This is a genomic window from Latilactobacillus curvatus JCM 1096 = DSM 20019 (assembly GCF_004101845.1).
Classification (GTDB): Bacteria; Bacillota; Bacilli; order Lactobacillales; family Lactobacillaceae; genus Latilactobacillus; species Latilactobacillus curvatus.
On record NZ_CP026116.1, the window covers coordinates 270821 to 284014 of the forward strand.

Annotated in this window: 12 protein-coding genes and 1 other annotated feature; of the genes, 10 read left to right on the forward strand and 2 right to left on the reverse strand. The window is 41.3% G+C overall.

The features are described 5' to 3' along the window. Positions 1–2 precede the first annotated feature (2 nt). The 9 genes from LCU_RS01520 (at position 3) to LCU_RS01565 (ending at position 9887) form a co-directional block, all read left to right on the forward strand. Positions 3–437: a cell division protein SepF gene (locus LCU_RS01520; RefSeq protein ID WP_004270705.1), complete on the forward strand. Its 435-nt coding sequence runs from the start codon at positions 3–5 to the stop codon at positions 435–437. Next, positions 438–719 (forward strand): YggT family protein, encoded by a 282-nt coding sequence (locus LCU_RS01525; RefSeq protein WP_223315962.1) that lies wholly within the window; start codon positions 438–440, stop codon positions 717–719. Positions 720–722: 3 nt separating this feature from the next. Continuing rightward, complete coding sequence (locus tag LCU_RS01530) at positions 723–1511, forward strand: YlmH family RNA-binding protein (protein ID WP_004270696.1); 789 nt, start codon at positions 723–725, stop codon at positions 1509–1511. Between the two features lie 28 nt (positions 1512–1539). Continuing rightward, positions 1540–2337, forward strand: coding sequence for a DivIVA domain-containing protein (locus LCU_RS01535; protein ID WP_004270697.1), 798 nt, complete (start codon positions 1540–1542; stop codon positions 2335–2337). Then, positions 2314–2524 (forward strand) — a binding site (T-box leader). Its footprint overlaps the gene before it by 24 nt. 44 nt (positions 2525–2568) lie before the next feature. Continuing rightward, positions 2569–5355 (forward strand): isoleucine--tRNA ligase, encoded by a 2787-nt coding sequence (ileS, locus tag LCU_RS01540; RefSeq protein WP_004270701.1) that lies wholly within the window; start codon positions 2569–2571, stop codon positions 5353–5355. A 167-nt stretch (positions 5356–5522) separates the two neighbouring features. Next, positions 5523–6071, forward strand: a complete 549-nt coding sequence (locus LCU_RS01545; RefSeq protein WP_056967138.1) for a TetR/AcrR family transcriptional regulator — start codon at positions 5523–5525, stop codon at positions 6069–6071. Between the two features lie 273 nt (positions 6072–6344). After that, a complete protein-coding gene (locus tag LCU_RS01550; protein WP_056967140.1) occupies positions 6345–6623 on the forward strand; it encodes an HTH domain-containing protein in 279 nt (92 codons plus the stop codon). 94 nt (positions 6624–6717) lie between these two features. After that, positions 6718–7647, forward strand: coding sequence for an IS30-like element ISLpl1 family transposase (locus LCU_RS01560; RefSeq protein ID WP_128486078.1), 930 nt, complete (start codon positions 6718–6720; stop codon positions 7645–7647). A 164-nt stretch (positions 7648–7811) separates the two neighbouring features. After that, positions 7812–9887, forward strand: coding sequence for a DNA topoisomerase 3 (locus LCU_RS01565; protein ID WP_056966969.1), 2076 nt, complete (start codon positions 7812–7814; stop codon positions 9885–9887). 57 nt (positions 9888–9944) lie between these two features. Here the strand turns inward: LCU_RS01565 and LCU_RS01570 are convergent, their stop codons facing one another. Together LCU_RS01570 and LCU_RS01575 are read right to left on the reverse strand one after the other, a co-directional pair. Then, complete coding sequence (locus LCU_RS01570; RefSeq protein ID WP_004270973.1) at positions 9945–10790, reverse strand: DNA/RNA non-specific endonuclease; 846 nt, start codon at positions 10788–10790, stop codon at positions 9945–9947. Between the two features lie 83 nt (positions 10791–10873). Beyond that, positions 10874–11866: a LacI family DNA-binding transcriptional regulator gene (locus tag LCU_RS01575; RefSeq protein WP_056966967.1), complete on the reverse strand. Its 993-nt coding sequence runs from the start codon at positions 11864–11866 to the stop codon at positions 10874–10876. Positions 11867–12004: 138 nt separating this feature from the next. Between LCU_RS01575 and LCU_RS01580 the strand changes: the two genes are divergently transcribed. Further along, complete coding sequence (locus tag LCU_RS01580; protein ID WP_039099501.1) at positions 12005–13171, forward strand: galactokinase; 1167 nt, start codon at positions 12005–12007, stop codon at positions 13169–13171. The last annotated feature ends 23 nt before the right edge of the window (positions 13172–13194 follow it).

Consider the following 13194-nt stretch of genomic DNA (forward strand, 5'->3'; position numbering starts at 1 on the left):
TCATGGCTGGTAAGTTTAGTCTTAGCAATTTTTTCGGCATGTCAGATGAAGATGAATATGCTAATACGCAAGAAACTGCGGCTGTCACTAATGAAGGTGAACCAAGTGTTCGCCCGAATAACGTCGTCTCGATGCAAGCTGCGGGAGCTACTAAAATGAATAAAATTGTCTTATGTGAACCACGGATTTATTCCGACGCAAAAAAAGTCGGCAAAAGTTTACTTGAAAATAAAGCAGTGATTGTTAACTTCACACGAATTGAAGCGACACAAGCCACTCGAATTGTTGATTTCCTAACAGGGGCAGTTTTTGCCATCAACGGTGAAATTCAACGGGTTGGTGATCAGATTTTCTTATGTACGCCACCGAACTATGAAATCGATGGTAATCTTTCAGATATTGTCGATCAAAATGATTTTGATATTGAGGTGAACTAGGTGCAACTATTTTTATTTTATGTGCTCTTGATGCTCATGTATGTGGTACGGATTTATAGTGGCATCGTCGTAATCTATTGTTTATTAACGTGGATTCCAGAGGCGATGGGCAGTAAATTAGGGCGCTTTGTTGCTAAGTTAGTTGAACCTTTCTTAGAAATCTTTGACCGCTTCATTCCTGCAATCGGTGGTATTGGGATTTCAGCCATTGCTGCGTTTTTCGTTTTATATTTAGTAGAACGTGGGATCGGCTTACTCGCACAATTATTAGTGGGGATGTAATCAATGGTCAATCAAGCAGATGTCTATCAACATTTTAGAAAAAGCGAGGCGCCATTTGTTGCGCAGGTTTTGGATTGGATTGAGCAAGCACAAGTTGAATATCGACCAATCTTAACGGCGTTTTTAGATCCGCGTCAAGCGTTTATTTTACAAACCTTGGTCGGTGAAAAAGGGGACGTCCGTTATCACTTTAATGGCGGATATAACGCTGCTGAACGGAAACGGGCAATGATTGCTCCAGATTACTTTGAACCAACGGATGCGGATTTTGAGATTCAATTATTTGAGATTCGGTACCCGATTAAATTTGCAAACCTATCACATGGGAAGGTGCTTGGTACGCTTGTGAATGCTGGCATTGACCGTGATGTTTTTGGGGATATTATGACCGATGAAGAACGCTGGCAATTCTTTGTGACGAAGAAGATGGCAGGCTATGTCGAAGAGCAAATCACTAAGATTGGTCGCGTATCAGTTCATTTGCAAGAACAAGACTATACACAGTTGTTGACGCCTAAGGACGCTTGGCAATTCGAACAAACGACTGTCAGCTCGTTTCGCTTGGATACGATCATTTCAACTGTTTACAATCTGTCGCGACAACGCGCTAAAGAATTAATTCAAGCCAACAAAGTTAAACTGAATTGGCAAGCATTTGATAAACCAGATTTTGAATTAGCACTATTAGATATCGTCTCTGTTCGTGGTTTTGGCCGGATTCAACTCCAATCGATTGATGGTCAGACTCGTAAAGAAAAATATCGAGTGACACTGGGGATTTTAAGAAAATAATTGCTGAAAAAGATGGAGGAATTTCAAAATGGTTTTAACACCTTTAGATATTCATAACAAAGAATTTAACACAAAAATGCGGGGTTACAATCCGGATCAAGTCAATGATTTCTTAGATCAAGTGATTAAAGACTACGAATCAGTTTTAACAGAAAATGAAAGTTTAAAAGCGGAATTAAAATCAAGCGATGAAAAAGTAACGTATTTTAATGAATTGAAAGATGCGTTGAACCAATCAATCATTGTTGCACAAGAAGCGGCTGACCGTGTTAAAGATAACGCTAAAAAAGAAGCTGAAATGATTCAAACTGAATCAGAAAAGAATGCAAAATCAATGTTGGATGATGCAACTGAAAAATCAAACCACATCATTGACGATGCAACTGAACGTGCAAAACAAATTGCAATCGAAACCGATGACTTGAAGAAACAAACACGGATTTTCCGTCAAAGATTACAAGTTATGCTTGAATCACAATTAGAAGTGGTTAAGAGTCCTGAATGGACAGATTTATTAGCTAAAGATGATTTAGCGGACCATCAAGCTCTTTCAGCTGAAATTGATATGACAGACCTTGACAACCATGGGTCAAATCAAGTAAACTCGGATGCAGAAGTTAAACCTTGGGGTCAAATTGCTGAAGATGATGTGACAACAACGCAAACCATTATTTTCCCTGGTGAAGAAACACCAGTCGAAGAAGATGACAATGATGAAGTGCTCTCCGATGTAGTCGAAGACACCGATTCAGATGAAGTGGTTGAAGCTGTTACGGATTCTTACAACCCAATTGAAAACCAAGCAACAGATTTAAATAAGGACTAGCAAGCAAAACATCATTTAAGCGAGCCAACGACGGTGGAAGGTTGGTAATGCTCTGTTTAGCGGTGTATCACCTTATTTCATTCCAGATGAATTGAGTAATTTGGGACGCTTAATGCGCGTTATTGCATGTTGAGGAAGGTCATTGACCTTCAAATTTAGGTGGTACCACGAAGATTTCGTCCTATTCAGGGCGGGATCTTTTTTTGTTTTTAAAAATAAAGGAGTGATTTGATGCGTATCAAAGAAACATTAAACCTGGGCAAGACAGCTTTCCCAATGCGAGCAGGTTTACCGAATCGTGAAATCGATTGGCAAAAAGGTTGGGCCGATAACAACCTCTATCAACAACGGCAAAAATTAAATGAAGGTAAACCTTCATTCGTTCTTCATGATGGCCCGCCATTTGCGAACGGCAACATCCACATGGGTCACGCCTTAAATAAAACAAGTAAAGATATTATCGTTCGTTACAAATCAATGAACGGGTTCCGCGCACCTTTTGTTCCTGGATGGGATACACATGGTTTGCCAATCGAACAAGCCTTGGCTAAAAAGGGTATCAAGCGGAAAGAAATGAGCCTCGTTGATTATCGTAAACTTTGTTACGACTATGCCATGGAACAAGTCAACAAGCAACGCGAAGATTTCAAGCGTCTTGGGATTTCTGCTGATTGGGATAACCCATACATCACTTTAACAGCTGATTTTGAAGCTGAAGAAATTCGGGTCTTCGGTGAAATGGCTAAAAAAGGTTATATCTATAAAGGTAAGAAGCCCGTTTACTGGTCACCTTCATCAGAATCAACTTTAGCGGAAGCTGAAATTGAATACAAAGACATCAAGTCACCATCAATGTACGTGGCGTTTAACGTGGTGGATGGGAAAGACTTATTAGATGCGGATACAAAATTCATCATCTGGACAACAACCCCATGGACAATTCCTGCTAACTTAGGGATTGCGGTTAACCCAGCTTTCGATTACGTTCAAGTGTTAGCTGACGGCCAAAAATACGTTGTGGCAGCAGAACGTTTGAACAAGATGACTGATCTTCTTGGTTGGGAATCAGTTGAAATCTTGAAGACTTTCAAGGGTGCTGACATGGAATTAATGACAGCCCGCCACCCATTATATGACCGTGAATCATTGGTGATCTTAGGCAACCACGTGACATTAGAAACTGGGACTGGTTTAGTGCATACGGCACCAGGTCACGGTGAAGATGATTATAACGCTGGCACTAAATATAAGTTACCAGTCCTTTCAGTCGTTGACAGCAAAGGGATTATGACTGAAGATGCCCCTGGTTTTGAAGGCGTTTATTACGATAAAGCCAACCCAATGGTGACAGAAGCGCTTGAAAAGAACGGTTCATTATTGAAACTCGACTTCTTCACGCATAGTTACCCACATGACTGGCGGACAAAGAAACCCGTTATCTTCCGGGCAACAGCCCAATGGTTTGCTTCAATCGATGCGTTCCGCGATCAAATCTTAGCACAAATCGAAAAAGTTGAATTCATGCCAGAATGGGGAAAGACCCGTCTTTACAACATGATTCGTGATCGTGGCGATTGGGTTATCTCTCGTCAACGGGCATGGGGTGTGCCATTACCAATCTTCTATGCTGAAGACGGCACAGAAATCGTCATGCCAGAAACAATCGAACGTGTGGCGCAACTCTTTGCAGAGCATGGTTCAAACGTTTGGTTTGAATGGGATGCTAAAGACTTATTACCAGCAGGCTTTACACATCCTGGGAGTCCAAATGGTGAATTTACAAAAGAAAAAGATATCATGGATGTCTGGTTTGATTCAGGTTCATCACATCAAGCTGTGTTAGCGGCTCGCGATGACTTAACTTATCCAGCGGACTTAATCTTAGAAGGTTCAGATCAATATCGTGGCTGGTTTAACTCAAGTTTAATTACCAGTGTTGCAGTTGGCGAAGTCAGCCCTTATAAAGCTGTTATTTCACAAGGCTTTGTCTTAGATGGTAACGGTCGTAAGATGAGTAAATCACTTGGGAACACAATCTTGCCTGAAAAGATCATCAAACAAATGGGGGCGGATATTGTGCGCCTCTGGGTCGCTTCAGTTGATGCTAGCTCAGACGTGAAAGTCACAATGGAAAACTTCCAACAAGTCAGTGAAGCTTACCGGAAGATCCGGAACACAATGCGGTTCATGATTGCGAACACAACTGATTTCGATCCTGCTAAAGATACAGTTGATTACGCAGAATTAGGTTCAGTTGATAAGTTCATGTTGGTGCGCTTAAACGCAATCATCGCCAGCTGTAAAGCGGCGTATGATGCTTACGACTTTGCCACAGTTTATAAGACAATTAACATGTTCTTGACGAACGAATTATCAGCCTTCTACTTAGACTTCGCCAAAGACGTTGTTTATATCGATGGTCAAAATGATGCACCTCGTCGTAACATACAAACTGTTTTCTATGCAGTAGCAGTAGCCTTGACGAAGTTATTGACACCAATCTTGCCACACACAGCTGAAGAAATCTGGAGCTACTTACACGAACCAGAAGAATTCGTTCAATTAGCTGAAATGCCAGAAGTTGAACATTTTGCCGGTGAAGAAGACTTAGTTGAAACTTGGAATGCCTTCATGGGGATCCGTGACGATGTCTTAAAAGCTCTTGAAACAGCCCGGATGGACAAGGTCATCGGTAAGTCATTAGAAGCGGCCGTAACACTTTATCCAAACGAAGCCAATGCTGCTTTATTAGCTTCATTGGATGCTGATGTTAAACAATTATTGATTGTCTCACAATTAACAATTGCGGATCAATCAGCCGATGTTCCAACAGAAGCTACTCAATTTGATGGCATTTCGGTTAGTGTTGCGCATGCTGAGGGGGATGTTTGTGATCGTTGTCGGATGATTAAGACTGATATCGGTTCAGATGATAAGTTCCCAATGCTTTGTGCGCGTTGTGCTGCAACTGTCACAGCCAACTACCCAGAAGCAGTTGCGGAAGGTTTAGAAAAATAATTAATGTGTTAAGGCGGTGCGAATATCAAATTCGCACCGCTTTTTTTGTGCAATCGATAATAATTAGATAACGTTTTCATTGCTATAAAATTAATCTTTGTTAATAATATTACCGTTAATGATTGTTTATTGGTAAAATAACAATAGTAATTAGAACGGGTGGGTAAATGACACGACGACAAGCGACTAAGCGCTATATGGCAATGATTTTAATCGAATTATTAATGGATCAAAAAGCGACGAAATTGACGGTCGCGACTTTTTTGAAGACGGCTAATTTGTCACGAACGACCTTTTATAATCATTTTCCAACGGGCATGTGCGGCTTATTTTGGTGGACACTTGAACAACAAATTATTCAAAAAGTTGATGAGAGTATAGTGAGTGGCGATTGGGAATCCGGCTGTCATGAAGCCATTCAATTTATTACACGGTATCGCATGTTTTGCTTGAATTTATATCATCTAGCGGATTATCCGGAACGCCGCCGCTTTTTTGAACAGGTTATGAAACAGATTATTCATAAGGCATTGCGCCATTACAAAGCACAATACACGCCACAACAGTTAAATCACTTGGAAGACTTTTACGGCGGTGCAATCATTCGCCAATTAGATTGTTGGTTTGAAAATAATCTGCAGACCGAACCGGAGGTGATTGATGAGCGGTTATGTTTTAATTTGAAGCAGCTTGAGAAAATCGTTAAAAGTGACTAAACAATTTAGTGATATTGTTCACTTTCCGGACAATTCGCTGAACTTGTAACTGGAATGCTGCCCAGGTTTTGCTACACTAAGGATGTACCAAAAAATAATATTAATAGCAACTCCACACAACGAAAAGCCCTACCGGAATACGGTAGGGCTTTTTGTATACATTACACAAGATGTACTAGAATAAAGAAAAACAAGAAGAATGACCGTAGCAACGGGCAAAGGTTTATCTTTTTTTAATAAAAATAGCGCTATCATAAACATAAGGAGGAAAATATGACTGGTTATATGAATCAGATATTGAATGCTTTGTTAAAGAATGGAGATTACATGACAGCAAATGAATTGGCCGATGTAGTTGCCGTATCTCAAAAAACGATTTACAGGTCGGTTAAATCGATAAATGAGACTTATAAAATGACTTTAGTAGAATCGGAGCATGGAAGAGGCTATTTGTTAAATTACCAGAATTATTTACAAATAATGAAGCAAACTCACGAAAAAGATTATGTCGCATTCTCGCCAGTTGAGAGACGAAATGTAATTATATGGTAGATTGTAAAATTAATCCGAACGCTGTTCGGACAAAAAAGATCAGCTTCCTTTAAAATGGTGTTTACCACAAACCCATCTTTTAGGAGCTGATCTTTTGTCTAGTATAACCTATTCCGAACGAATTAAAATCGAAACCTTTTGTGAACTAGGGCTGTCCAATATCCAAATGGGCGTTCGGCTGAACCGATCACCGTCAACAATTTCTTATGAATTATCTCGATGTCAACCTTATCAGGCTGAATTAGCACAAACAGATGCCGAATACAAGCGATCACGATGTGGTCGGAAAACTAAGCTGAGCGATGAGTTAAAGCAAAAAATTCTCAACCATTTACGTCTAAGCTGGTCACCAGGAATGATTGCTCACGAATTTAAACTAGCTACTAAATCTATTTATAATTGGCTAAATCAAGGGAGAATTGGTTTCTCCTTGAATGATCTACCTGAACATGGCGTACGCCAACGGCGTAACGTTGACCAACGATCCAAATATAATCAATCTTTGGGGCGATCAATTGAACAGCATCCCATGATGATTAATCAACGTAAGCGCATCGGCGATTTTGAACTAGATACAGTCGTTGGTCCTCGTGGGCATAGTAAGGCAGTTTTATTAACTTTAATCGATCGCAAATCACGGTCCCTTTGGGCATACCGGTTAAAAGATCGGACGACAGCGACTGTTAATGAAGCACTAACTAAGTTCCTAACCACTTTTAATGGTCCGGTGCACAGCTTTACTGTGGACCGTGGCACTGAGTTTAGTGGGCTAGTATCACTTGAATCACAATATGGTATTAAGACCTATTACTGCCATGCTTATACGCCAGCTGAACGTGGTAGTAATGAACGCTTTAATCGGAATTTACGTTATTTTTATCCTAAAGGGACTCGTTTTGAACACATTAGTGCTCAAGATTTAACGACGACGTTACTCCAAATTAACCAGCGACCGCTTAAAATACTCGACTGGCAAACACCGTATCAGGTTATGCTGACAAATTTGTCCAAAAATTCGGATTAAATTTGCAATCTACCTAAGAATTCAGTTTCTTAGAATCTTTTATTTTGGCTGTTGAAATATTATTATTTATGATACTTTCGCGATTTCTGGGTTGTTCCTTCTCAACATGCGTTATACTATTAGTCAGTTACTATTTTGATCAATTGAAGTAAGAGGAATTTTAAATGCAAAAAAAACTAGTTATCACGGAAAAACCAAGTGTTGCCAAAGAGCTTGCTAAAGTTCTAGGAACAACTCAGAAAACTAAAACCTACTTTGAGGGCGATCAATACGTCATCACTTGGGCGTTTGGGCATTTGTTATCGCTGCAATTACCAGAGGATATCAAAAAAGAATGGCAACAATGGCGTTTGGAAGACTTACCGATTATTCCCAAGCATATCGGTTTAAAGCCATTGCCTAAAACGGGTGGACAATTAAAAGCTATCAGTCACCTCGCCAACCGCAAAGATATTTCAGGTGCGGTGATTGCAACTGATTCGGGGCGTGAAGGGGAAGCCGTTGCGCGCTATATTTTGGAATGGATTAAATTCGATAAGCCGGTTGAACGGCTCTGGATTTCATCGCAAACGACTAAGGCCATTAAAGCAGGGTTTGCAAACTTAAAACCAGCCAAGCAATTCGATAATTTGTACGCATCAGCGTTAGCACGCGGCAAAGCGGATTGGTTGATTGGCTTGAACGTGACACGGGCATTGACGACCAAGTATGAAGATAATTTATCCGCTGGTCGGGTGCAGACACCAACGTTAGCCTTTGTGAACGAAACGGCACAACAAATCAATCGTTTCAAACCGCAAACCTATTACACAATTCACTTGACGGTCGATCAACAGCAAGCCGCCTTACAATTAGCAAACCCGCAAAGTATTAAGACGCGCCAAGCAGCAGACGACTTAGTTGCACAATTGCAACAAGCCAAAGGCCAAGTGGTCAGCGTCAAAACAACGCAGAAATCGCAATCAGCACCTTTACCATATGATTTAACGGAACTCCAACAAGTGGCCAATGCAAAGTATGGCTTATCCGCGAAAAAGACGTTATCCTTGATTCAATCATTGTATGAAATCCATAAAGTTGTCAGTTATCCACGGACGGATTCGAAATATCTCTCAACAGATATCGAAGGGACTTTGAAGGAACGGTTGTCGGCATTAGTCAAATTTGATCCACGTGCTAAGCAATACTTGGGGCAAGGCAGTCAGGTCAAACAAAAAGCCGTCTTTAATGATGGCAAAGTAACGGATCACTACGCTTTAATTCCAACTGAAGAACCCGTTCGTGCCGAAAAATTATCGACGGATGAACTGCGCATGTATCGCTTGATTGTGGAACGCTTCTTAGGGTTGTTTGCTGATCCATACGTGACAGCTGTTACGAAAGCCACCGTTAAATTTGGTGATCAAACCTTTACGTTTAAGCAAACAAAAGTCGTGCAACAAGGTTGGCATGCTGCCGATAAAGAGGGGCAACCAACCGCGACGGTCGACTGGCGAGAAGGGATGGTAGTTCGCGCTAATTTTGCGGTTAAAGAACAATTGACGACGCCCCCTAAGCCATTGACTGAAGGGATGTTGCTCGGGAAGATGGAACACTACGGTTTGGGGACGCCAGCCACTCGTGCTGAAATCATCGAAAAATTAGTCCGTAGTGAACTCCTAGAACGACAAGGTCATGCTTTAGCAGTGACGCCAAAAGGTCAGCAACTTTTAAAATTGGTTAATCAGACCTTGGTTTCACCAGAACTGACAGGAAAATGGGAACAGTCGCTTGAAGCGATTGCCAAAGGCGAAGAAAATCCGAAGGCGTTCATCACTGAAATCGAGGGTGCCACTAAGACCTTGGTCGGTGAGATTAAAAAGAGTGAGACGGAATACCGCGATTTTGCAGTGACGAATAAAAAATGTCCGGAATGTGATCATCCGTTAAAAGAACGCAATACGCGTGACGGTAAAATTTATGTCTGCACAAACTGTCACTATCGGCGTCGGAAAGATCCGAAGGTTTCCAACCATCGCTGCCCACGATGTCACAAAAAAATGGTGATTATTGAAGGCCAAGGCGGCGCATACTTCCGGTGTCTTAATGATGGGACAACTGAAAAGATGCTCGACAAGAAAGATCGTAAGAAGAAAATTTCTAAACATGAAGAACGCAGCTTGATTCAAAAAGTGAACCAAGAAGATGAACCGGCGGAAAGTCCATTAGCCGCTGCATTGCGTAAGGCAATGGAAAAATAAGCTAACAAAAAAGGTAGCAACTAGAATTATTCTGGTTGCTACCTCTCTTTTTGTTGTTTAGAAAAGTTGTTTGACTTGTTGTTTGGTGCGGTCAACAATATTCTGACCGTCTTTGACTTGCATGCTAGCATCTAAGTGAGAACGACCAGTCATGTAATCGAATGCGACGCCAGGTTCAACATTCCAGACGTAATCGTTGAAATTCAGCGTGCCATCTGTGGAAATGGCCTGAACCCAGTAACCGCGCGGCATCAGTTCATTACCCCGAAAAACGGTCGTGACTTTGTAAATCACTTTTTTGTTTGCTTCGAGCGCAGTGCGGACTTTTTCTTCAAAAATCTGCATCGTTTTTTGATTACTGTACGCGCTTTGGGTGGCGAGGTTAAGTGGATTATCTAAGCTGCCCGGTTGACCAGCTTGAAAGTTACCATTCTGATCAAAATTAAAAGTGAGTGTATAAGCAATCAAGTGGCCACGATTTTGCGGTGTGATTCGGCGGTCATTGACAATCAGAGGTTGATTATGCCAACCCGTTGGATTCCAAATTTGGCGCGTCCGGCCTTCTGATTTGCCCAGATTCCGCTTTGATAAGTAAGCTGTGACGCTAGTTGTTCGGTTAAGCTGGTCGAGTTGCCCATAGACGATTTTTTCACCTTGCCAATCCGTTGCTGTTAATTGGCTTTGATCGTTATTAATTGGTAGATAGGCCGCAGATCCGCTTTTAAAATCTTGATCAGCAATGGCTTGATAATCAGGACTGACTGGGGGTGTTTGTTTAGCTGGTTGCTCAGTAGCAACTGTAGCAGGGAACACATTTTGTAAGACATTGTTGCGACCACCGAGATAACCGACTGCCAAGATAGCAATGGTTAAGATGGTTCGTCTAATTTTTTTCGTTTTCAAAAGAGATACTCCTATTAATGAAAATTGATTTGAGACAAGATAAAAACCCACGAGATGAATTGATCATCGGTGGGCTGAAGGTATTATTTTGAACTATTGCGTAGTGTCAGCGTCGTGCCAATCGTAATGACTTGGGGGATAATTTCGCTAGCGGCGAGTTGTTTAACCAATAACTCGGCAGCTGATTGGCCCATTTGTTCAGTGTAAACTTTAACGGAACTTAAAGTAGGGAACGTGTATTGGCAAATTGAGGTATCGTTGAAACTAATCAGGCTGAGTTGTTCAGGGACTTTGATGCCTGATTCATGTAAGGCGCGTAAAGCGCCGACTGCCATTGCATCATTGGCGATGAAGAGGGCTTCTGGTAAATCGGAACTTTGGTCTTGTAATAATTGTATCATGAGTTGGTAACCTGATTCGGGTGTAAAGTCACCGGTTAAAATCCAATCGGGGTGATAGTTTTTTTGAGCTTTGAGTAACGTCTTAAAATGAATAAAACGGGGATCCGGTCCCAATTTAGTATTATCAGCAGTGCTCTCTTGACCAGTTAACATACCAATTTTAGTTAAGCCGGCGGTTGTAAAATGATTGATTACGGATTTAATTGGTGTTTTGAAGTCGGTCATCACACAGCTGACTTCACAATCGAGCGTGTTCATGTCGACGAAGACGAGGTTGTGGTTGAGTTTTTTTAGGCGCTTAATCTGCGCAGGGCTGTACTTACCAATTACCACAGCACCCGTAGCATCATGGAGCGTATCAAATGGATCGTTTTGAAAGAAGCGTGTTACGTCATAACCAAGTTCTTTGAGTTTCTTTTCAACGCCAAGTCGGATGGAGAGGTAGTATAGATCTTCCAATTCTTCTTTAGCGGTATACCATTCAACAATCGCAATGCGTCCGCGTTGCTGGTTCATTTTGCGCGTGTTTTTACGATAGTTTAAACTTTCGGCGGCTTCGAAAATCCGTTGCCGGGTCTCATCGCCAACCGAAAGTGTTTGATCATAATTTAGGACCCGCGAAACGGTTGCATTCGAAACGTTAGCGAGTTGAGCAATATCTTTGATCGTTGCCAAGGTGCACCTCTCAATTCAATGTTTACTATTACTTAGTTTAGCATAACCAATGAAAAGAAAGCGATAGTTAACAAAAAAGATTGATTTTTTAGTAAATGTTTAGTAAAATGAAAGCGATTAATAAAGGAGGAATTTACTATGAACATGACAGAATTAAATACCGCATTCGAAAACGCATTCCACAAAGCACCGGAAGCGAGCTACTTCGCACCAGGTCGGATTAACTTGATTGGTGAACATACTGATTACAACGGCGGGCATGTTTTCCCAACCGCGATTACATTGGGCACATATGCAGTCGTTGCTAAACGTGATGACCAAACAATCAATTTATTATCTGGGAACTTTGAAGATGCGGGTGTCATTTCATTTGACCTCAGCGACTTATCTTATCAAAAGGCCCACAACTGGGCGAACTATCCAAAAGGGATGATTGTTTACCTTCAAGAACAAGGTTACACAATCGACAGTGGTTTGGACATTTATTTAAAAGGCAATATTCCAAACGGCGCTGGCTTATCATCATCCGCATCAATTGAATTATTAATGGGTGTGATTCTAGAAGACCAATTCAATTTAGAAATTGACCGTGTCGACCTTGTTAAAACCGGTGTCATGGTTGAAAATAAATTTATCGGCGTTAACTCAGGCATCATGGATCAATTTGCCGTTGGAATGGGCAAAGCCAACCATGCCATCTTACTAGACACGAACACATTGGATTACGATTTAGTCCCAATTGATTTGCAAGACAACGTGATTATTATCATGAACACTAATAAACGCCGTGAATTGGCCGATTCAAAATATAATGAACGTCGCAGTGAATGTGAAAAGGCCTTAGCCATTTTACAAACGAAGAATGATATTCAATCATTGGGCGATTTAGATAACGAAACCTTTGATTTACAAACATACATGCTACAAGATGAAAACTTGTTGAAACGTGCACGCCATGCGGTTTCTGAAAACCAACGGACAATGAAGGCCCGCGAAGCCCTGAAGAACAACGACCTTGAACGTTTCGGCAAATTAGTTAATGCGTCACACGTGTCATTGCAATTTGATTATGAAGTGACTGGGATCGAATTAGACACACTCGTTCAAACCGCTTGGCAACAACCAGGGGTCTTAGGCGCTCGGATGACTGGTGCGGGCTTTGGGGGTTGTGCGATTGCAATTGTTGCTAAAGACCAAGTCGACAACTTTGAAACGAATGTTGCTAAAGTTTATACAGACAAGATTGGGTATGCGCCAAGTTTCTACGTGGCAGAAATTGCCGATGGCGCTAAAAAATTAGGTTAATCAGTCAACTGAAGAGGAGAATG

Coding starts and splice junctions, on each gene's coding strand:
- LCU_RS01550 (WP_056967140.1), top strand. CDS start 6,345: ATGACTGGTTATATGAATCAGATATTGAATGCTTTGTTAAAGAATGGA.
- LCU_RS01530 (WP_004270696.1), top strand. CDS start 723: ATGGTCAATCAAGCAGATGTCTATCAACATTTTAGAAAAAGCGAGGCG.
- LCU_RS01535 (WP_004270697.1), top strand. CDS start 1,540: ATGGTTTTAACACCTTTAGATATTCATAACAAAGAATTTAACACAAAA.
- LCU_RS01565 (WP_056966969.1), top strand. CDS start 7,812: ATGCAAAAAAAACTAGTTATCACGGAAAAACCAAGTGTTGCCAAAGAG.
- LCU_RS01545 (WP_056967138.1), top strand. CDS start 5,523: ATGACACGACGACAAGCGACTAAGCGCTATATGGCAATGATTTTAATC.
- LCU_RS01520 (WP_004270705.1), top strand. CDS start 3: ATGGCTGGTAAGTTTAGTCTTAGCAATTTTTTCGGCATGTCAGATGAA.
- LCU_RS01580 (WP_039099501.1), top strand. CDS start 12,005: ATGAACATGACAGAATTAAATACCGCATTCGAAAACGCATTCCACAAA.
- ileS (WP_004270701.1), top strand. CDS start 2,569: ATGCGTATCAAAGAAACATTAAACCTGGGCAAGACAGCTTTCCCAATG.